Source organism: Winogradskyella ouciana (genome assembly GCF_009709615.1).
In the GTDB taxonomy this organism is placed as follows: domain Bacteria; phylum Bacteroidota; class Bacteroidia; order Flavobacteriales; family Flavobacteriaceae; genus Winogradskyella; species Winogradskyella ouciana.
This window is the reverse complement of the sequence record NZ_WJYA01000006.1, coordinates 48,473-69,375: the sequence shown is the minus strand read 5'-3', so window position 1 is coordinate 69,375 and position 20,903 is coordinate 48,473. Positions and strand designations below refer to the sequence as shown.

General features: G+C 35.9%; 17 protein-coding genes. 4 read left to right on the top strand and 13 right to left on the bottom strand.

All coding sequences use genetic code 11. The features are described 5' to 3' along the window. Positions 1-2 precede the first annotated feature (2 nt). The 6 genes from F1003_RS10295 to F1003_RS10270 all read right to left on the bottom strand — a co-directional run bounded on the left by F1003_RS10295 (position 3) and on the right by F1003_RS10270 (position 5,325). Entirely contained in the window at positions 3-1,682 is a 1,680-nt protein-coding gene (locus F1003_RS10295) for an amidase family protein (protein ID WP_155089340.1), read from the bottom strand. A gap of 417 nt (positions 1,683-2,099) precedes the next feature. Continuing rightward, positions 2,100-3,074: a signal recognition particle-docking protein FtsY gene (gene ftsY, locus F1003_RS10290; protein ID WP_155089339.1), complete on the bottom strand. Its 975-nt coding sequence runs from the start codon at positions 3,072-3,074 to the stop codon at positions 2,100-2,102. Between the two features lie 287 nt (positions 3,075-3,361). Then, positions 3,362-3,514, bottom strand: coding sequence for a DUF4295 domain-containing protein (locus F1003_RS10285; RefSeq protein WP_155089338.1), 153 nt, complete (start codon positions 3,512-3,514; stop codon positions 3,362-3,364). 49 nt (positions 3,515-3,563) lie between these two features. Beyond that, on the bottom strand, positions 3,564-3,746 hold the full coding sequence (rpmG, locus tag F1003_RS10280; protein ID WP_008271040.1) for a 50S ribosomal protein L33: 183 nt from the start codon (positions 3,744-3,746) through the stop codon (positions 3,564-3,566). Positions 3,747-3,772: 26 nt separating this feature from the next. After that, positions 3,773-4,009, bottom strand: coding sequence for a 50S ribosomal protein L28 (gene rpmB, locus F1003_RS10275; protein WP_008271039.1), 237 nt, complete (start codon positions 4,007-4,009; stop codon positions 3,773-3,775). A gap of 68 nt (positions 4,010-4,077) precedes the next feature. Continuing rightward, entirely contained in the window at positions 4,078-5,325 is a 1,248-nt protein-coding gene (locus tag F1003_RS10270; protein WP_155089337.1) for a competence/damage-inducible protein A, read from the bottom strand. A gap of 94 nt (positions 5,326-5,419) precedes the next feature. Between F1003_RS10270 and F1003_RS10265 the strand changes: the two genes are divergently transcribed. Next, entirely contained in the window at positions 5,420-6,451 is a 1,032-nt protein-coding gene (locus F1003_RS10265; protein WP_155089336.1) for an acetamidase/formamidase family protein, read from the top strand. Here F1003_RS10265 and F1003_RS10260 read toward each other — a convergent pair whose 3' ends face one another. From F1003_RS10260 to F1003_RS10230, 7 genes are all read right to left on the bottom strand, one after another. Next, positions 6,452-6,793 (bottom strand): Hpt domain-containing protein, encoded by a 342-nt coding sequence (locus F1003_RS10260; RefSeq protein WP_155089335.1) that lies wholly within the window; start codon positions 6,791-6,793, stop codon positions 6,452-6,454. Continuing rightward, positions 6,794-7,405 carry a fumarylacetoacetate hydrolase family protein gene (locus F1003_RS10255; protein WP_155089334.1) on the bottom strand — a complete coding sequence of 204 codons (612 nt, stop codon included), beginning with the start codon at positions 7,403-7,405 and terminating at the stop codon, positions 6,794-6,796. It lies immediately after the preceding gene. A 110-nt stretch (positions 7,406-7,515) separates the two neighbouring features. Continuing rightward, complete coding sequence (locus F1003_RS10250) at positions 7,516-8,292, bottom strand: 3'-5' exonuclease (RefSeq protein WP_155089333.1); 777 nt, start codon at positions 8,290-8,292, stop codon at positions 7,516-7,518. 130 nt (positions 8,293-8,422) lie between these two features. Next, a complete protein-coding gene (locus F1003_RS10245; RefSeq protein ID WP_155089332.1) occupies positions 8,423-9,766 on the bottom strand; it encodes a dihydrolipoamide acetyltransferase family protein in 1,344 nt (447 codons plus the stop codon). Between the two features lie 87 nt (positions 9,767-9,853). Further along, on the bottom strand, positions 9,854-10,951 hold the full coding sequence (locus tag F1003_RS10240) for a glycosyltransferase family 2 protein (protein WP_155089331.1): 1,098 nt from the start codon (positions 10,949-10,951) through the stop codon (positions 9,854-9,856). Between the two features lie 7 nt (positions 10,952-10,958). After that, positions 10,959-11,576, bottom strand: coding sequence for a recombination mediator RecR (gene recR / locus F1003_RS10235; protein ID WP_155089330.1), 618 nt, complete (start codon positions 11,574-11,576; stop codon positions 10,959-10,961). An 85-nt stretch (positions 11,577-11,661) separates the two neighbouring features. Beyond that, positions 11,662-14,655 carry a VPS10 domain-containing protein gene (locus tag F1003_RS10230; protein ID WP_155089329.1) on the bottom strand — a complete coding sequence of 998 codons (2,994 nt, stop codon included), beginning with the start codon at positions 14,653-14,655 and terminating at the stop codon, positions 11,662-11,664. Between the two features lie 76 nt (positions 14,656-14,731). Here F1003_RS10230 and F1003_RS10225 point away from each other — a divergent pair, with 76 nt between their 5' ends. The 3 genes from F1003_RS10225 to F1003_RS10215 all read left to right on the top strand — a co-directional run bounded on the left by F1003_RS10225 (position 14,732) and on the right by F1003_RS10215 (position 20,899). Beyond that, positions 14,732-16,189, top strand: a complete 1,458-nt coding sequence (locus tag F1003_RS10225; protein ID WP_155089328.1) for a sodium:solute symporter — start codon at positions 14,732-14,734, stop codon at positions 16,187-16,189. Positions 16,190-16,311: 122 nt separating this feature from the next. Beyond that, positions 16,312-19,563, top strand: a complete 3,252-nt coding sequence (locus F1003_RS10220; protein WP_155089327.1) for a VCBS repeat-containing protein — start codon at positions 16,312-16,314, stop codon at positions 19,561-19,563. A gap of 4 nt (positions 19,564-19,567) precedes the next feature. After that, positions 19,568-20,899: a vanadium-dependent haloperoxidase gene (locus F1003_RS10215; RefSeq protein WP_155089326.1), complete on the top strand. Its 1,332-nt coding sequence runs from the start codon at positions 19,568-19,570 to the stop codon at positions 20,897-20,899. Positions 20,900-20,903: the final 4 nt, after the last annotated feature.

Genomic DNA, 20,903 nt, shown 5'->3' with positions numbered 1-20,903 from the left:
TGCTAATTATAATCCTTTGGTGCCTTACGTGCCTTAGAAGCCTGTTCATACACATAAGCCCATTCCAGTAATTGCTTTTCTTGAAAAGGTTTGGCTATAAAAGTTAATCCTTTAGGTTCACCTTTTTTGGTGTAGCCCATAGGAACAGTCAATGCAGGATATTCCGCAACCGCAGCAAAACCAGCATGGTAATTGTTTATGGACAAGAAGCCATCTAAATTATGGGCTTTCATAGGTATATCAAAATATTGTCTGCCATTGGTTTTTAAAGTATCCTTGATACGCTCCAAAAACTTTTCATCTCCTGTATCATCGGCTATACCCTGAAAAAGCTTTTGACCATAAGGCATGGTATTTAAAGAATCTTTAATGTTATAAGCCATCATATCAGATACAGTTCTTTCTTTGATATTTTTATTGGCATAACTTTCCATGTAGGTTGGTAAATCTTTTTTCATATCTAGGTTTAAAAGCCGAATAAAATTCGGTAAGCCTAATTTTTCTTCTTCAATTTCAACGATTTCCGCACCTTGTTGTTTTAAAACTTCTAGTGCGTTTACATACAAAGTGTCTTCTATGAGTCGTTTTGGAGCGCCGAATCGTTTGCCTTTTAGAGCATCCATTGAAGGTTTTTCAAAATAACCAAAAGATGTATTGAGGTTAACGGATTTTGTGTCTGAATTATCATAACCATAAATTGCACTGAGAACTATTCCTGCATCTCTAACAGATCTGGTAATAGGACCTGCTGTATCCAAAGTAGAAGAGATTGGTACAATGCCACTTCTACTTACTAAGCCAATAGTCGGTTTTAAACCAACAACCGAATTCTGACTCGCTGGTGATAAGATAGAACCAGCTGTTTCGCTTCCAATTGCCGCTGCACAAAAGTTGGCAGCAACAGCTACACCACTACCCGAACTTGACCCTCCTGTATCCATAATTCGTCTTCCATAAGGATTTAAAGTTTGTCCACCAATTGCTGAATAGCCACTTGGACAATTACCACAGAAGAAATATGCCCATTCACTTAGATTGGCTTTACCTAATATTAAACCGTCCTTTGATTTTAATTGCTTTACTATAAAGGCATCATCAGTTCTATTATTTTTTAAAGCTACTGCACCTGCCGTAGTTGGCATATCTGATGTATTTACATTGTCTTTTAGCAGAATTGGCATTCCGTAAATAGGATGCTTATTTATTCCTCTATCTTTAAAATTTTGATCTTTTTGCTTTGCTGATTCAATAACACTAGGGTTTACAGCAATTACCGAATTCAATGACAATGGATTTTCTCTATCAAACTTTCTTATGCGATAGAGATAGAATTTGGTAAGTTCTTCGTAGGTAAACTTATTGCGTGTTCTATTGACTTGCAGCTCGGTAATGTCCTTCTCTAAAATATAAGGTTTTAGGCGATTATAGTCTGATTCCGTAAAGTCTTCTATTTGTGGATTGATGTCTGCCCAAATGTCTGCTTTGGTGAGGTTTCTGGAATCCAGTACTTTAAACTCCCTAAAGTCTTTGGTTGAAATGGCACTTAGGTCTGAGTCGTCTTCAACCTCAGTATTATCAATTTTGGTTTTTGAAGCTTCAGTCGGAGTCTGAGGGTCATTGGACTTTGAATCTTTGCATGAAAAAATGAATACGAAAATGAATAGAAAATAAATGTGACGCATGGTTGTATTTTTTATAAAAATACGAAAACAATTAAAGTTGAAATGGATTAATATACATCAAAAAATCATGAATATTACTCGTGAAAATGAAGAATAGAATAATTAAACCAAACAACACGGTTACTTTTTGAAGATTGTATTCTTGTCTTCTCAAAAATAGAATACAGACTACAGCAATAATTGTAAAGAAAATAATAACTATAAATGGCACAAATGAAGCGTAGTAAAATAGCTATCTAGGAATAAGCGGGTTTTGAAACATTGATATCGCATTAGAAACAATATTCCATGAATTACTAATAACAACCAATGCTGATATGAATAAACTTAACCAGGTAAGATTACGTAATATTACTTTTGGATTTGATTGAAAATAATTATTCAACTCAATGAGATTCCTTTTTACAAAGGAATTTGTTACTTAAAAAAAGAATCCACAAACTCATACTTATTAAAGACCTGTAAGTCTTCAATACCTTCTCCTACTCCAATATATTTTACAGGAATCTGAAACTGGTCTGAAATTCCAATTACCACTCCACCTTTAGCTGTTCCGTCTAATTTGGTTACTGCCAAAGACGTCACTTCAGTAGCTGCCGTAAATTGCTTAGCTTGCTCAAATGCATTTTGTCCTGTAGAACCGTCCAAAACCAATAACACATCATGTGGTGCATCACCCACCACTTTTTGCATAACACGCTTTACTTTGGTGAGCTCATTCATAAGGTTGACTTTGTTATGCAATCTACCAGCTGTATCAATGATAATTACATCTGCATCTTGATTAACACCAGATTGCACCGCATCAAATGCCACAGAAGCTGGATCAGAACCCATTTTCTGTTTTATCATTGGCACATCTACACGATCTGCCCAAACTTGTAACTGGTCTATTGCCGCAGCCCTAAACGTATCTGCTGCACCAAGGACTACCTTTAAGCCTTTCTTTTTAAACTGGTATGCTAGTTTACCAATGGTCGTTGTTTTACCAACACCATTAACACCAACTACCATAAGTACGTATGGTGTTTTTTGCCCATTTTCTTGAGCTGGTAATTCTGGAATTTTATATTCTGTTTCTTCTCCAGAATTGGTTTCAGATAATAGACCTGCTATTTCCTCCCGTAGAATTTGGTTGAGCTCTGAAGTTCCCAAATACTTATCCTTAGCCACGCGCTCTTCAATACGTTCAATAACCTTAAGCGTAGTATTGACTCCAACATCACTAGTTACTAAGACCTCTTCAAGATTATCTAAAACGTCATCATCTACTTTAGATTTTCCTGCAACGGCTTTATTTAATTTATTGAAAAAAGTGGATTTAGATTTCTCTAAACCTTTATCTAGGGTTTCTTTCTTTTCGGAAGAGAATATTTTTTTAAAAAAACTCATGTTATTGTTTAGTCGTTTTTCGTTTAGTTGTTCTTTAATGCGTTAAAGATAAAGCGATATGTTTGAGTTCTTCCTATCTTTTTTTTCGGGAAGCGACTCACAAAAGCCTAACCTGTTTCCTGCAAGGTTTATAAAACCTTGTAGATACTAAATTAACGCCTAAAACCCAACACAACAACCTTGCCTTTAATAGTTTACTGCTAGTTTGTCAGATTTGCTCAAATATAGCCATAAAAAAACTGCTTTCAAACGAAAGCAGTTTTGTAAATCTACAATATAATTGTAGCTTATTTCTTGTTTAAAAAGTCATTGACAAATTCTGGTGCCATCACTGATTCTACGAACATATACGATCCAGTTTTTGGTGATTTCACCATTTTAATAGCTTTTGTCAATCTTTTTGATCCTGTCTGTAAAGACGCTACTGATTTCTTTGCCATACCTCTGCGAGTTATTTGACATTTTCACTTAAGTGAAAATCTCTAATTATTACTTAATTTCTTTATGAACTGTCATACGCTTAAGGATAGGATTAAATTTTTTAATCTCCATACGGTCTGGCGTATTCTTTTTGTTTTTCGTTGTAATATATCTTGAAGTTCCTGGTTGACCAGAAGCTTTGTGCTCTGTACACTCTAAGATAACCTGTATTCTATTTCCTTTCTTTGCCATTGTAAATTGACTTAAGCGCTACGCTATTATTTGTAAAATCCTTTTGCTCTAGCTTCTTTTAACATTGCACTGATACCAATTTTATTGATAGTCTTTAATGCAGATGTAGAAACTTTTAATGTTACCCATTTATCTTCTTCAGGAATAAAAAAACGCTTCTTAACCAAGTTGGCGTTAAACTTTCGTTTTGTTTTATTCATAGCGTGAGAAACATTGTTTCCAACCATCGCTTTTTTCCCAGTAAGTTCACAAACTCTTGACATCGTTCTCTTATTATTTTAAAACAGGGTGCAAATTTAGTAAAACTTTATGTTTCAACAAACATAAAACTCTACTTTTTCAAAATTTCTTTTTGAAGCATTTCAAAGGCTTTATTCGTCGCTTTCATAATCACTTTATCACGATGATTGCCAAAATTAAAAACTTCCGAATATACCTTGTCTTCATTGGCAACAGCAATCCAAACCGTGCCTACCTCTGCATCAGAATCTCCTTTTGAAGGGCCTGCGTTTCCTGTAGTGCTTATACCATAATCCGAATTAAACATCTTTCGAACATGATCTGCCATAGCCTCAGCTACTTCCTTACTCACCACAGAATACGACTCTATATCTTTCTTAGGAACGTCTAAAATATTTACCTTAGACTCAGTAGCATAACTTACGATACTACCTTTAAAGTATTTCGATGCTCCAGCATTAGCCGTAATCGCTTTTGCGAATTGTCCACCTGTACAGCTTTCTGCAACGGCAATTGTTTTTCCTAATTCGGTTAATTGCTTACCAACAATAGCTTCTAGTGAAATATCCTCTTCAAAACCCACAAAAATGTCTTCAATCTGAGGCAATACCAACGCTATTTGTTTTTCGAGCTCAGCATCTAGCATCGCTTTATCTAATGTAATACCAGATAAACGCAAACGAACACGTCCCAAATTTGGCAAATACGCCAATTTTATAAAATCTGGTAAGGCGTCTTCCCAGGCTTCTATCCTATTGGCTATAGCGCTTTCTCCTAAGCCATAGGTTAAAAGTGTTCTGTGTTTTATATACGGAAACTTGAATTTCTTTCTTAATGCTGGTATAACCTCATTCGTAATTAATCCTTTCATCTCATAAGGCACACCTGGAAGCGACACAAATACCTTTTCATTTTTCTCTATCCACATTCCTGGTGCTGTACCAAACTGGTTCATCAATACTTTTGCTTTTGAAGGCACCTGCGCTTGCCTGCGGTTTAAATCTGAAATTGGTGTACTGATATATGTTGAAAACAAATGCTCTATGTGTGCAAGAACGTCTTTGTTTTCAACTAAGGTGTCGTTAAAATATTCGCAAATGGTATGTTTGGTGATGTCGTCTTTTGTAGGTCCTAATCCACCAGTGACAATTATAATGTCAGCATTATCCTCTGCTTCCTTGAGCGCTTTAAGAATATGATTTTTATCGTCTTGTACGGATGTGATTTGGTAAATAGAAATCCCTACTTTATTGAGTTCTTTTCCTAAAAATGCCGAATTTGTATCAACAATCTGTCCGATAAGGATTTCATCTCCAATGGTAATGATTTCAGCCGTCAATGGTTAAGGGTATTTTAATTAAAAATCAAATTTAAGACTATATAGTATTTTATTCATTAAATTTAAAGGACAATTATTCCAAAATTTATCAGTTATGACTAACCAACTCACCTATAAAACTTTAGTAAAACTTGTACTTTGTTGCATCATACTGTTTCAATGTCAAGAAAAGAAGGAAAGTAAAATCGAAGAAATAGCGGAAGTAGAAAACAGCTTAAAACCAGATTTCACAATCACCAAGGAACAAACACACAATAAATTTAGCAGCTCCATCCCACCAATTCTTACAGTAAAGTCAGGTGCTATCATAGAAGCTTATACGGAAGATGCAAGTGATGAACAGTTAAATTTAAATTCTACTATTGAAGATTTAGCAAATCTTGATTTTGACCCCATCCATCCCTTAACTGGACCTGTTTATGTTGAAGGAGCTCAACCAGGTGACGTATTAAAGGTAACATTACATGAGATTGAGTTAGGAGATTGGGGTTGGAATGCCATCTACCCAGGCTTTAGCTTTGTCGCTGATTCCATTAAGGGTGAATACCTGAGGATATACGATTTAAAAGATGACAAAACTAAAGTTAACTTTAATGATTCCATTCAATTACAACTCAATCCATTTCCCGGAGTAATGGGAGTAGCTCCCGCAACACAAGAGCTGTTGAGCACCATTCCACCAAGAGCAAATGGCGGAAATATGGATGACCCAAACATGACGGTTGGCACTACGGTTTATTTCCCTGTCTTTGTCGAAGGAGGATTGTTCTCTATTGGTGATGGACATGCCGTACAAGGTTTAGGTGAAGTTTGCGGTACTGCCATAGAAGTTCCGTTAAGAATAATCTACGAAATTGAGTTGATAAAAGACAAATCAATGAAAGAGCCTCAGTATGAAACCAAAGATTATTATGCCACCACAGGATTTGGAACGACCATCGATAGTGCTGCAAAAAAAGCAACACTCTACATGGTAGATTATTTAATGAAAGAACACAAACTTAGTGAACATGAGGCCTATGCTTTATGCTCTTTAGCTGGTGATCTTAAAATAGCTGAAACTGTAGATTTACCACACATGCTTGTAACCATGCACATGTCTAAAGAAGTCTTAGGGATAAAATAGTTATAGACCAAAATCTGCTTTAATCTCATTCGTCGCGTTTTCTACGGCAGTCAACACGATTTGAAGTTGTGCATCTACATTCTCGTCAGATTTTTCAAACTTTCCCCAATCTTGCACTTCTATAAGTTTATCTAAAATACCAAGCTCAAACAAATCCACAGTTGGTTTCATTTTATGAGCCGCCTGATATGTTTCGTAGAAATCGCCTTCTGGCACAGCTTTTCTCAACCGTTCCGCGTCTTCTGGAACTTCTTCTATAAAAGCTGCTGCCAACGCCATAACGAAATCTTCGTCATTGTCGGCCATTTCACGTACACGGTCTAATTTATAATGTTTTGCCATTTATTTAATTTTAATTGAAAACATCTCTTTGTCTTCAATATATCCTATTAATTTATCGTTTGCAAAAACCTTACCAACTCCGGCTGGTGTGCCGGTAAAGATAATATCCCCAATTTTTAAAGTAAAATATTTTGACACATATTCGATGAGTTCATCAATCTTCCATAACATCAATTCCGTATTTCCGGATTGAACAACCTCATCATTTTTCTTTAAACTAAAATTGATATTGTCTATATTCTGAAACTGAGTTTTAGGCAACCACTTCCCTATAACTGCTGCACCATCAAAGGCTTTGGCCTTTTCCCATGGTAAACCTTTGACTTTCAATTGCGCTTGAAGGTCACGAGCTGTAAAGTCTATTCCAAGACCAATTTCATCGTAATATTTATGTGCAAATTTCTTATCGATATACTTTCCTACTTTTTTGATTTTTACCAAAACTTCAACTTCATGATGTACATCGTCTGAAAACTCAGGAATGAAAAACGGTTGTTTCTTCAATAGAATCGATGTATCTGGTTTTAAAAACACCACAGGATCTGTTGGCTTTTCGTTTTCTAGTTCTTTAATATGGTCTGTGTAGTTGCGACCTATGCAGATGAGTTTCATTTTTTTAGATGTAAGAAATTAGATAATAGAGGTTAGACTTTTTTGCTGATAAATACATTTTTAATTTCTCGCAAAGACGCAAAGGCGCAAAGTTGGTGCTTCGTGCTTAATCAATCCAATTTATTGTTAAACTGTCTCAACTTAATTGCAGTTAACACTTTTTTAGTATATAACGGAAAATCTGCATTGAGCAACCAACCGAAATAGCCAGGTTCTTGCTCCATAATATCAACAACGCGCTTTCCTTTGTGCTTACCAAAAGAAAAACATTCTTCACCTTTTTTATTGAAAATGAGAAAGCCAGCAAAATCGGCAAACTTCTTGCGAGAACTGAAATCCGCTAAAAACTTAGTATCGTTTTCAAGATTATCGTACTTGGACAATTGCGCTTTTAAAACTTCGTAAGTCGCTTTAGTATCAGCTTCAGCGCTATGGGCATCATCTAAATTTTTGTCACAATAGAATTTATAGGCTGCGCTCAGTGTACGCTGCTCCATTTTATGAAAAATCGTCTGCACATCTACTGCAACTCTGTTTTTCATATCAAAATCTACCTCGGCACGTAACATTTCCTCTGCCAATAGTGGGATATCAAAACGGTTAGAATTAAAACCACCTAAATCTGAGTCCTTAATCATGTTGTGCACATCTTTGGCAATGTCCTTAAAGGTTGGTGCATCGGCAACATCAGCATCAGAAATCCCATGCACTAATGTCACTTCGGGCGGAATCGGAATGGTCGGATTCACCCTTTTTGTATAGGTTTCCTCTGTTCCGTCAGGATGTACTTTGAGAATTGATATTTCTACGACCCTGTCTTTAGATATGTTGATTCCTGTAGTTTCCAAATCGAAAAAACAGATGGGCTTGTTAAGGTTGAGTTGCATGTGCTATTAATTTGTGCAAAGGTAGTTAGAATAAGTAGAATAGCATTTAACCAAATAAAAAAAGCACAGTCCTTAAACTGAGCTTTTCATTATATGTGAGATGCTGAAACAAGTTCAGCATGACAATTATCTAGATTTCTCTATTCACATCCCAAGCCTCTAAATAATCCTTAACGGCTTTTACAAACTGTCCACCAAGTGCTCCGTTTACGACTCTATGATCGTAAGAATGCGATAAGAACATCTTGTAACGGATACCTATAAAATCACCTTGCGGAGTTTCTATAACCGCTGGCACTTTTCTAATGGCACCCAATGCTAAGATTCCAACTTGTGGTTGATTAATAATTGGAGTTCCCATAATGCTTCCAAATGTACCTACATTCGTCACAGTATAAGTTCCACCTTGTATATCATCTGGGCTTAATTTATTTTCTCTGGCTCTTTTAGCTAAATCATTAACTTTTTTAGCCATACCCAACAAGTTAAGCTGGTCAGCATCTTTAATTACTGGCACAATTAAATTACCATCCGCTAAAGCAGCAGCCATTCCTAAATTGATATGCTTCTTTTTAATGATACTGTCTCCCTGTACCGAGATATTTATCATTGGATAATCCCTTATGGCTTTAGCCACAGCCTCCATAAAAATTGGAGTAAAGGTTAGGTTTTCCCCTTCACGCTTTTTAAAACTGTCTTTGTGCTTGTTTCGCCAGTTCCAAATATTGGTGACGTCTGCTTCAATAAACGACTGAACATGCGCAGATGTCTGTACAGAATCTACCATGTGTTTGGAAATGAGTTTGCCCATACGGCTCATTTCTATGATTTCGTCTTCACCTGAAGAAACCGTAGGTGCTGGAGCAGGTTTTTCTGCCTCTTTACTTTTTGGTGGTTGGACTGTATTTTGAGAAGCCTCTTGCTTTGGCGCTTCAGGTTTAGCTGAAGAAACTGGTGCAGAACTTCGAGATTCTAAATAACTCTTTATATCGTTTTTGGTTACACGTCCGTCTTTGCCAGTACCTGGAACACTATCGAGTTCCGCTTGAGACATACCTTCTTTTTTGGCAATATTCTTTACCAATGGAGAATAGAAACGGTCTCCTGAAGACACTACTGGTTCTACAGTTTCTTTAGCAGCAACCACTGTTTGTGCTACTTCTGCTACAGCTTTAGGAGCTTCTTCTTTTACTGGTTCTGCAGCTGGAGCTTCATCATCTGCAGTAGCTTCACCTTCTATTTCAATGACAGCAATGGTTTGCCCAACTTTTACAACATCATCAACTTCGAATAATTTTTCTACCAAAACTCCATCAACTTCACTTGGTACTTCACTATCTACCTTGTCCGTAGCAATTTCCAAAACTGCTTCGTCAGCTTCAATAGTATCTCCTACATCTTTAAGCCAAGAGGTTATAGTTGCTTCCGCAACACTCTCTCCCATCTTAGGTAACTTAAGTTCAAACTTTGCCATATCTTTAATTTGAAGGTCTTTATTAGCTAATCGACTGCAAAATTAATAAAAAATAGTGTTTTTTGTTGATTTTTATTCAACTAAAAATTAAAAATGAATAACCTCTCCTTTAGCCTCATTGCTGTCACTTCCTAGGATAAAATTACTATTTTTTACTAATATTCTATAGCTATTTTGATTGGAAGCTTCATTAGTTTTCATAAAATGAATCATAGTTTTAAAATCTACATCAACAGAATCAAAAACAATTTGGGTATTACTCGCTATCTCTTCTAGATTTTTGGTAAATGTTATAGGCCGTACAAGTTTGGTTTTTAATTCTTTTAATATTTGGTTTGAAATGATTGTACTTCCCAAAGGTTTTATATCCGCTTTTTTAACTGGCCGTCCTCTTTTGGTGAACAGTTTTAAACCTAGCTTTACAAAAACTGCCATTAAGGAATTATTCTTAAAATGTTTATTGTAAAAAATTTCCATGGCGCCATAAAAGCGTTGAGCGTAAACCTTATCCTTTAATGTGCTCTCACCTTTAAAATGAATGATAGCTGTTTTACCAAAATAATAATTTTTGTAACCTGCCTTTAAAATCTTGTAAGACAAATCAATGTCTTCTCCATACATAAAATAATCCTCATCAAAACCATTGACCTCATTGTAAATCGTTCTTTTTAAGACCATAAATGCTCCTACCAAAATATCTGTTTCACCTACTTCATTAGCCTTTAATGCATTGGTATAGTAATTTTTGGTATTACCAAATAACTTTTGAAAAGCTACTTTTGGTGTTGGAATTTGTCGTTTACTTTCAGGTAAAAATTCACCCTTGCCATCAATAAGCTGGCAACCTACAATTCCCAATTGTGACTTTGAATCGGCAAATTTGAGAATCTTCGTAAAGGTATCTTCCGCAACAACCGTATCTGGATTAAGAATACATAGATACTCTCCTTTGGCTTCAGCTACTCCAATGTTATTCCCTTTTGAAAAACCAAAATTTTCTTTGTTCTCTATCAATTTTACAGAAGGAAATAATCGCTTTACCATCTCGCAACTATCGTCTGGTGAATTATTATCCACAACAATAACTTCAGCTGCCACATCCTTAATCGCGGCTTCTACGCTTTTTAAACAGAGCTCTAAAAAGTAGCGCACGTTATAGTTAAGTATGATTATGGATAGCTTCAAATTGTACTTAAGATTTTAAGGACGCTTCAAAAGGAACGCGATCTATTATACTACGTCCAAGAGTAATCTCATCGGTATATTCCAATTCATTACCTGCTGCTACACCTCTGGCGATTGTAGATGTTTCAACATCATAATCTTGAATTTGTCTGAAGATATAAAAGTTAGTCGTATCTCCTTCCATCGTTGGGCTCATGGCAAAAATTAGTTCTTTTACCTGACCTGATTTTACTTTTTCTACTAAGGAATTGATATTTAAATCTTGAGGCCCAATCCCATCCATAGGTGATATTTTTCCACCCAAAACATGGTACAATCCCTTAAAAGAGCTTGTATTTTCAATAGCCATAACATCCCTAATATCCTCAACAACACAGATTAATGCTTCATTGCGGTTTGGATTTGCGCAAATCTCGCAAAGCTCTTTATCGCTAATATTATGGCAGGATCTACAAAAGTTGATTTCTGCTCTAACTTTAGATAAGGCATCAGATAATTGAAACGTTTGGTGCTCTGGTTGACGCAACAAATGCAACACCAATCTAAGCGCAGTTCGCTTACCAATTCCCGGCAATTGCGACATCTCATTGACTGCGTTTTCCAAAAGTTTTGAAGAAAATTCCATAAATGCGAAGTTACTGATTTTAGAACTAAAAAAAGCCCAAATGTAAATGGTTTACAAATGGGCTTTTTTGAAATTTGATTGGTTATTATTTTAAGATCAGTTTCTTGGTGATTTCACCATTGTCGCTATTTAATTTCACGAAATAAAGCCCGGAATCGAAAGGAGATACATCAATTTTAAACCCGTTCTGAAGATTCACCTTTTTGCCATAGAACACTATCTTACCAAGTGTATTATAAATTCTAACACTTACATCATCTGGTTTGTTCCATTTAAGGTTTACTTCGTTATTGGCTGGGTTTGGGTATAGTGTAAAATCATTAAATTCAAATTCATCAACTGATAAATTTTCGTCATATACATTTGATCTCCACAATCCTCTGCCATAAGTCGCGGCATATATTCGGTTATCCGCAGTATTGATTTCCAATTCATTAATTCGCACATTTGGTAAACCATTATTAAATGGCAGCCAAGTATTTCCTAAACCGTTGTCTGTATAATACACACCATAATTCATACCTACATACAAACCGTCATCACCATTATTTTGCCAAGCTAATGCCTGAGATGAAAAGTTAGGTAAGTCCCATCGCATTGACGTCCAACTCAACCCATTATTAGTACTAACATAAACTTTTTCGCTATTAGTCGTTGCGATAGCGATCTTATCTGGATTCGTAGGATGCACAGCAATTTCGTTAATTCTACCTCCATTTAAGTTTAAAGAAGATTGCGTCCATATTGAGCCACCATTAGTTGAGTACCAAAATGCACCATTAATTGCCAAATACATTTTGCTACTATTTGTCGGTGCTACTTTAAAGTGATCTATATTAGCACCAAAATTCTGTGATATTGATATCCAATTACTACCTCCGTCAACAGATCTATATACTTCGTCAAAAGCAACATATAGCGTGTTTAGCGAAATAGGGTCTTGCTCGAGTGGAGTAACCCAATTCCAGTTATTCTGACCACCCTTTCCGTCTGGTTGAGGAATACTAAAGCTTATACTTCCACCATTTGAGGTTTTATATAGAGAACCAAATTGCAAAGTACCATACATTGTTTGGATGTTATCTTTATCTACAAAGCCCTCCATACCATCGGCACCTAACCAATCTTTCCAGTTACCATTAACATCCATTGTTGATGTACCATTGTCTTGCGATCCACCAGTAACCACTACAGGATCCGTTTGGCTAATTCCTATTTTATAAAATTGTCTAATACCCATACCTGGTGTTAAATCCGTATAGTATGAAGACGATACATTTGTAGGGTCATTTGCCACGTATATACCACCATCGGTTCCTACAAAAAGTTTAGCATTGGCACCTGTACCAGCAAACATCATCAAATCCACATCGGCATGGCAATACCCAATATTTTCATTGAACGCTGCGCCTGGTGTCCATTGTGATGTAATACTGAAACTTACTCCTGCATCAGTAGAGCGCCAAGTATTAATACCAGCTATATGAACGTCGTTAACATCATTAGGATTAACCGTTATATCCATATCTCTAGGTGCCTGCCCTAAGCTATCAAATCCATTACTGTCATAGCCAAAATAATTTACTATGGAATGGTTTCGCTTTGTAAACGTATTACCATTATCTGATGATACATGAAAACCTCCAAAAACACCACTGCTAGCTTCCACAACATAAACCACTGATGGATCATCTGGTGACACTCCTATCATTTTTGGTCCCGAACCAAATTCATTTGATGAAGTTTCAAAGCCTTCAGAAAAGACGACACCCAAATTATTGGCTTCAACAGAAATATCATCTAAAGTTAATCCTCTTCCATAGTTGGACGTTCCTTCAAACGCTACATAATAATCTGATGAGGGATTAGGCAAGTTAATAGTTATGTCCGCCCAACTAGTTACTTCTGCCGTGTAATGTGCCAATTCTATCCAGCTACCACCTACAGAGGTCTTATATAAAACTCTTAGTTCATCTATATCTCCTGCCCAGTTAACTTGTGTATAAGAAAAATTTACTTGTGGATTAACAGCACCGCTCAAATTCATTGATGGCGTAACTAACCTTGTCACAGGTGTAGAAAAGTTACTTATATAGAAAAACCCTAGTTTATTTCCTGTTCTAGGACTAACAGTATTGTTTTGATTAGAATCTGAAGTTGTCCAAGTTGTAGAACCTGAAACAAATTCTTGTGTCCAAGCTCCTAGCCCATCATCTATTGAAAAGGTTGTTCCACCATCTGTTGAAACATAAAACTGTGAACCACTTGCATAGACTGTATTAGGGTCGCCTGGTTTAAACTCAAAATCATAACCCGTTGTTGCACTAGCATCTATTATAGTCCAGGTAGACCCTCCATCGGTAGACTTATAGAGTCCACCACTTTGGGCACTAGCATATATTTTAGAAGTATTGGTCGGATCAACAAGAATTTTATTGACGAATCCTGCCGGTAAACTACCATGAAGCGTCCAAGTAGATCCACCATCAGTGGATTTAAAAATCGTACCTCCATTAGATCCCCAATAATACGTAGAACTATTTAAAGGGTCTATAGCTAAGGCATACACATCTATATTGGCGAGATTATCGGTGAGGACTGTCCATGAAGAACCTCCATCTGTACTTTTCCAAACACCTCCTGTTTCGCTGCCTGCAATGATATGGTTCATATTGCTTTCATCAATAGCTATAGAGGTAATACGACCTACACCAGGATTCCAACCAGATGTTGCACTCCAATATGTCGGCCCCATTTCTTCCCAAGTACCTACAACAGTTCTAGAAGCAATACCTTCATCGTTTATTCTAGCGTTATAATTCTGTAACTCATTATAATAATATTCAGGAGACTTTAGTTTGCCTGTTTCGTCCATGGCACGCTCTGCAAAATATTGCCAACGTTTAAATGGTTTATAACCAGTACCTCTATCTCTACCTACAGAATCAAAATGACTCTCTGCCACCTCGCTAATATGTTCTACAGTATGTGTTCCCTCTGCAATAAGTTTATGATAATCTTGGGCAGACATACTAACTGCAAATAGCACAGCACCCATTAAAAGGATAATCTTTTTCATAAAAATCAATTTTTAAGTAGCTTTTTTTTTCAAATGTACTATTTTTCATAAAATTTTCTTAAAAAACTTGAGTTTTATGAGTCCAGCTTCAATATTGGTTTTAATCGGATGTTATTTTGGCCTTTTGGTTCTTATCTCCTATTTCACAGGAAAGGAAGATTCTAATGCAGCCTTTTTTAAAGCCAATAAATCCGCTCCATGGTATTTAGTAGCTTTTGGAATGATTGGAGCATCGTTATCTGGAGTCACATTTATTTCCGTTCCTGGAGCTGTAGAAGCCAAGCAGTTTGGCTATATGCAAGTAGTTTTTGGTTACTTTTTTGGCTATTTGGTTATTGCTTACGTACTACTCCCACTTTATTATAGACTCAATCTTACATCAATATATACTTACTTAAAGGAAAGATTTGGAAATGTAAGTTACAAAACCGGCTCTATAGCCTTTTTAATCTCAAGAACCGTAGGAGCAGCTTTCAGGTTGTTTCTAGTAGCTAAGGTATTACAACTTTTGGTTTTTGATTTATTTGATGTTCCCTTCGCCATAACAGTAATTATAACGATTGCTCTTATTTGGCTCTATACATTTAGAGGAGGCATTAAAACCATAATTTTTACGGATACGCTCCAAACACTTTTTATGTTGGTTTCTGTTGTCGTCACCATAGTTTTTTTAACGTCAGCTTTGGATTTAAATAGTATATCTGCAGTTGTAGATAACACCATGGGAAGTAGTCTCAGTAAAACCTTCTTTTTTGAAGACGGTAATGACCCACAATACTTTTGGAAAAGCTTTCTCTCTGGAATCTTCATCACCATAACCATGACAGGCTTGGATCAGGATATGATGCAAAAAAACCTAACTTGTAAAAACCTAAAGGATGCCCAAAAAAATATGGTGTCCTTTAGCATTGTCTTGATTTTTGTGAACATGCTATTTATGGTTTTAGGGCTAATGCTTACGCAGTATGCCGAAATTAATGGTATAACCGCTAAAAAAGACGACCTCTTTCCAACGATTGCTATGTTACCTCAAATTGGTGTAGTGACATCGGCATTTTTTCTTTTGGGACTAATTGCCGCTGCATATTCTAGCGCAGATTCTGCCTTAACGTCATTAACCACATCATTTTGTATTGACATCGTGGAAATTGAAAACAAGAAAGAAGCAGAAAGAAAACAAATTAGAAAACGTGTTCACATTGGTTTTAGCATCGTACTTATTTTAGTCATTCTATTATTTGACATCATTTTTACTGATGTGTCTGTGATCTGGGAATTATTTAAAGCAGCTGGTTATACTTACGGACCACTTCTTGGACTATTTGCCTTTGGTTTATTAACTAATTTTCAAATTAAAGACCGCCTGGTTTGGGTGATCGCTATTATATCACCTCTCATTTCTTATATACTTAATATGTATTCCAAGGAACTGTTTAATGGATACGAAATTGGTTTTGAAATCTTAATCATCAATGGACTCTTTATGTTTATTGGATTACTTCTCATTAAGAGCAAAAATCTAGTAAAGACATAACTTTTTAAGGCTTAATAACTGATTAACAACATAGATGACGAGCTATTTATTTAGCAGTCACAGTGTTAAATGTTTGTTAAAAAATCATTACTTTTGCAGTGTTGATTAACCATCATAATTTTATGAAAAAGATATACTTAGCCTTGGTTGCAATGGCTATTCTATTTGCTTGTACTAAAGACAAGGAAAAAGAAACTACAAAACCCTCGTACCTCTTAACTAAAGTATCTGAGCAAGATTCTGGTTTAGATTTTGTGAATTTTGTTTCTGAAGACCCACAGCACAGTATCATTAACTACATCTACTATTATAATGGAAGTGGTGTCGCTACGGGAGATGTTAATAATGATGGGTTATCCGATTTGTTTTTTGTCGCTAATACTGGAGACAATAAGCTGTATCTCAACAAAGGGGATTTAAATTTTGAAGACATCTCAGCAACAGCTAATATTTCTGGTAATGCAAGTTGGCAAACTGGTGTGACTATGGTAGACATAAATAATGACGGGATGTTAGACATTTATGTTTGTGCAGTATCAGGGCTTTTGGATTTTGAAGGACATAATGAGTTATACATAAACAACGGAGATGGTACCTTTTCCGAAAAGGCAAAAGACTATGGTCTCGATTTTAAAGGCTATTCTACCCAAGCCTATTTCTTTGATTACGATAAAGATGACGATTTAGATGTTTATATAGTTAATCATGCTGTGCATACTACGCTTTCTCACGGTAGAGCAGAATTACGTAATGAGCGTGCTCCTTTAGTTGGTGATGTAATTTTGAAAAATGAAAACGGAAAATTTACGGATGTCAGCGAAGCTGCCAATATCTATGGTGGTGTTAATGGTTATGGACTAAGCGCTTCGGTTGCTGATTTTAATAACGATGGTTGGGACGACATCTATGTTTGCAATGACTTTCATGAAGATGACTATTATTACATCAATAATCAGGATGGCACTTTTACCGAAAAGATTGACGATGCATTTACTACCATTAGCCGATTCTCAATGGGAAGTGATGCAGCAGATATAAATGGCGATGGATTTCAAGATTTAATAACACTAGATATGTTGCCTAAAGAAGAACGTATCTTAAAGGAGACCGAAGGTGATGACGCCATGTTTAACATGCAAACCCATCTTACAAATTTGGGATATAAAGATCAATACGCCAGAAATATGCTCCAAATTAATAGTTCTGGAATCTATTTTCAGGAAACTGCCTTGTTGAATGAAGTTGCGGATACGGATTGGAGTTGGGCACCTCTTTTTGCCGATTATAATAATGATGGTCATCAGGATTTATTTATTTCAAATGGCATTCTCAGACGTCCTAATGGGCTCGATTTTAAAAAATATGTTTCCAGTGCTTTTAAAGGACGATCTGAAGCTGAAGGTTTGGAATGGTTATTCAATTCAATTAATGAAATGACCAGCGGTAAAGTAAGCAACGAAATTTTTAAAGGTAATTCTACGAAATTTGAAAGTAAAACTGGCGATTGGATTGAGAATCAGCCCAATTTATCCAATGGAGCGATATACGTTGATCTAGACCTAGATGGTGATTTAGATTTGGTGACCAATAACTACAGTGAACCTGTAGGACTTTATAAAAACACTACAGATAGTTTAAGAAATTATATCTCTTTGGATTTTGAATACAAAGGTGCCAATAAAGAAGGTATTGGTACAAAAGCACTCGTATATAGTAACGGAAAACCTCAATTGAAGCAATTGTTTAAATCTAGGGGATTTCTGTCTTCTATAGACAGTAAATTACATTTTGGATTGAACGATGCCAATAGTATAGATTCAATCCAAGTCATTTGGCCAAACAACGAATTACAGACCATTAAAAACCCTGAAATCAATCAGCATTTAAATATAACATATGCTTCTACCAATACGTTTTATGATTATAAAACCGCTTCTGATGACAACAATATTTTCAAAAAAGAATCATTGTTAGATTACACGCATAAAGAAGACCGTTACAACGATTTTGCCCAAGAAAAATTGATTCCGTATAAAATTTCAATGCAAGGTCCTGCAGTAGCTATAGCTGATGTGGACGGTAATGGTTTTGAAGACCTTTTCATCGGAAACGCTTCAGGAAAAGTCGCCGAACTCTATTTGAACACAGGCACCGATTTTAAATTATCGCAACAAATTAGCTTTGAGGACGATGCTCCATTTGAAGATAATGACGCTACTTTTTTTGATGCCGATAATGATGGTGATCTAGATCTGTATATCGCTTCTGGTGTTAATGACTTTAAAAATAAGAAGTTTCAAAATGATCGCTTGTATATAAATAATGAAGGGAAGTTTACACGTTCTCTAAATCAAATTCCAGATAACACACTTATTACAACCACAGTTGAAACCTGCGATTATGATAATGATGGCGATACTGACTTGTTCGTTGGCAATCTGGCAGATGTACTGGATTTTGGTAAATCTGTAAAATCTTACCTATTAGTAAATGATGGTAAAGGAAACTTTTCAAAGGATGATAACTTTGAGTTTACCTCAAAAGTTAATGATGCGCAATGGCAAGATATTAATGGCGACAACATACAGGATTTGCTTGTAGCGACAGAATGGGACGCTCCAAAAATTTACATCAACAACAATGGTAATCTTCAATTAATGGATGTACCTAAAAACATAAATGGGCTGTGGCAATCCATAACAACTTTTGATATTGATAGCGATGGAGACCAAGACATCCTATTAGGAAATTGGGGAACAAATACAAAATTCAACCTTAATTTTGATGGTCCATTAGTAATGTATCATGATGATTTTGATGAAAATGGAAAAGCTGAAACTTTATTGGCCTATAATAAAGATGGTAAATATTATCCTTTGAATTCTAAAGACGAACTTGCTGCACAAATGAACGTTATTAACAAAATATATACGAGTCATTCGCGTTATGCAGGCAAAACTATTGAAGAGGTTATGACCCAAGGCTCCATTGATATGGCAGATAAATATGAAGTACATACTTTGGCATCTGGCTATTTGAGAAACGACGACGGTAATTTTAATGAATTTATCATTTTACCAGACGCCTTTCAATTGGCACCAATCAATACTTTTTCTACACTTAATATGAATGAAGATTATAAATTGCTCATTGGAGGCAACTCATATAAAGTCAATACATATCATGGGTCTTATACCGCTTTAAAAGGACTTTTGGTGGAAGATAATTCTAGTTATAACTCAGTTTCAAATTATGGTATGGAACCTTTCAATAGTCAAGTAAAGCAAATTGAAACTCTAACAATGAGAGACAAAAATTTAGTGATAGTGGTCTCCAATAATGATGACATAAAAGTGTATTCTTATCAGAAATAAAGTCATGAAATTAAAATACTATTCAATTCTCCTTGGTATTCTTTTCACATGTTTTTCCTGTAGCAAAGAACAAGAACCAATTACAATAACCACTGATGATTATCATGCAGCCGTTGACAAGTTGACTGAGGTTATGGTTCATGATATTTTCTCTCCACCTGTAGCCAGCAGAATTTATGTTTATCCAAATATTGCAGCTTACGAAACCTTAAATCAAAATAGCAGTACCTATCAATCTTTAGCTAATCAACTTAATGGATTGGAGACTTTAGATACTGAAAACACTGCCGAAGCATCGAACTTACAATTAGCTTCTGTTATCGCTTATATGAATGTGGCTAAAGAATTGGTCTTTTCAAAAGAACGAATTACAGCTTACAGAGATAGTTTATACAACCATTGGAAAACTCAAAATGAAGACGAGTTCAACAGTGCTAAAAACTACGGCTTACAAATATCCGAGCAAATTATCGCATGGATGAATGCAGATAATTATGCAGAAACCCGAACGATGCCAGATTACAATATCTATACTGAAGACCCATCGCAGTGGGAACCTACTCCACCTGCGTACATGAAAGGTATAGAACCGCATTGGAATAAGCTAAGACCATTTGTATTAGATTCTGCAGCACAATTTAAACCTGCAACACATCCTAAATTTTCTTTGGAGGAAGGTTCTACGTTTCATAATGAATTGATGGATGTCTATAATCTCACCAATGATATTAGAGAAAAGGGAGACGATAGTGAAGAAATTCAAATTGCAAGGTTTTGGGATTGTAACCCGTTTGTATCTGTAAACAAAGGGCATTTTATGTTTGCAGAAAAGAAAATTACACCTGGCGCACACTGGATTGGTATTTGCAAAATTGCCTGCAAGGATACTCAGGCTGACTTTGAAAAAACAGTGTATGCTTACACCAAAACTTCGGTTGCCATAGCAGATGCCTTTATAAGTTGTTGGGATGAAAAATACCGAAGCAACCTTATACGTCCCGAGACACTAATCAACAAACACATCGATTTAGAATGGGCTCCAATTTTACAAACTCCACCATTCCCAGAATACACTAGTGGTCATTCTGTGGTCTCTGGTGCTTCTTCTGAAGTGTTAACAGACATTTTTGGTGATAATTTTGCTTTTAATGACACTACCGAATTACCTTATGGTCTACCAATGCGTAGCTTTAGATCCTTTAGGTTAGCTGCCCAAGAAGCCGCTGTGAGCCGTTTATACGGCAGCATTCATTATAAAGCTGCAGTAGAAATAGGATTAGATCAAGGTATTAGTTTAGGGACTTTAGTCAACGATAAAATTTCGTTTTTAAAATAATCGC

What these genes read in the sequence shown, in the direction of transcription:
- F1003_RS10295 (WP_155089340.1), bottom strand. Translation starts at nt 1,682, where the DNA reads ATGCGTCACATTTATTTTCTATTCATTTTCGTATTCATTTTTTCATGC.
- ftsY (WP_155089339.1), bottom strand. Translation starts at nt 3,074, where the DNA reads ATGAGTTTTTTTAAAAAAATATTCTCTTCCGAAAAGAAAGAAACCCTA.
- F1003_RS10285 (WP_155089338.1), bottom strand. Translation starts at nt 3,514, where the DNA reads ATGGCAAAGAAATCAGTAGCGTCTTTACAGACAGGATCAAAAAGATTG.
- rpmG (WP_008271040.1), bottom strand. Translation starts at nt 3,746, where the DNA reads ATGGCAAAGAAAGGAAATAGAATACAGGTTATCTTAGAGTGTACAGAG.
- rpmB (WP_008271039.1), bottom strand. Translation starts at nt 4,009, where the DNA reads ATGTCAAGAGTTTGTGAACTTACTGGGAAAAAAGCGATGGTTGGAAAC.
- F1003_RS10265 (WP_155089336.1), top strand. Translation starts at nt 5,420, where the DNA reads ATGACTAACCAACTCACCTATAAAACTTTAGTAAAACTTGTACTTTGT.
- F1003_RS10260 (WP_155089335.1), bottom strand. Translation starts at nt 6,793, where the DNA reads ATGGCAAAACATTATAAATTAGACCGTGTACGTGAAATGGCCGACAAT.
- F1003_RS10255 (WP_155089334.1), bottom strand. Translation starts at nt 7,405, where the DNA reads ATGAAACTCATCTGCATAGGTCGCAACTACACAGACCATATTAAAGAA.
- F1003_RS10250 (WP_155089333.1), bottom strand. Translation starts at nt 8,292, where the DNA reads ATGCAACTCAACCTTAACAAGCCCATCTGTTTTTTCGATTTGGAAACT.
- F1003_RS10245 (WP_155089332.1), bottom strand. Translation starts at nt 9,766, where the DNA reads ATGGCAAAGTTTGAACTTAAGTTACCTAAGATGGGAGAGAGTGTTGCG.
- recR (WP_155089330.1), bottom strand. Translation starts at nt 11,576, where the DNA reads ATGGAATTTTCTTCAAAACTTTTGGAAAACGCAGTCAATGAGATGTCG.
- F1003_RS10230 (WP_155089329.1), bottom strand. Translation starts at nt 14,655, where the DNA reads ATGAAAAAGATTATCCTTTTAATGGGTGCTGTGCTATTTGCAGTTAGT.
- F1003_RS10225 (WP_155089328.1), top strand. Translation starts at nt 14,732, where the DNA reads ATGAGTCCAGCTTCAATATTGGTTTTAATCGGATGTTATTTTGGCCTT.
- F1003_RS10220 (WP_155089327.1), top strand. Translation starts at nt 16,312, where the DNA reads ATGAAAAAGATATACTTAGCCTTGGTTGCAATGGCTATTCTATTTGCT.
- F1003_RS10215 (WP_155089326.1), top strand. Translation starts at nt 19,568, where the DNA reads ATGAAATTAAAATACTATTCAATTCTCCTTGGTATTCTTTTCACATGT.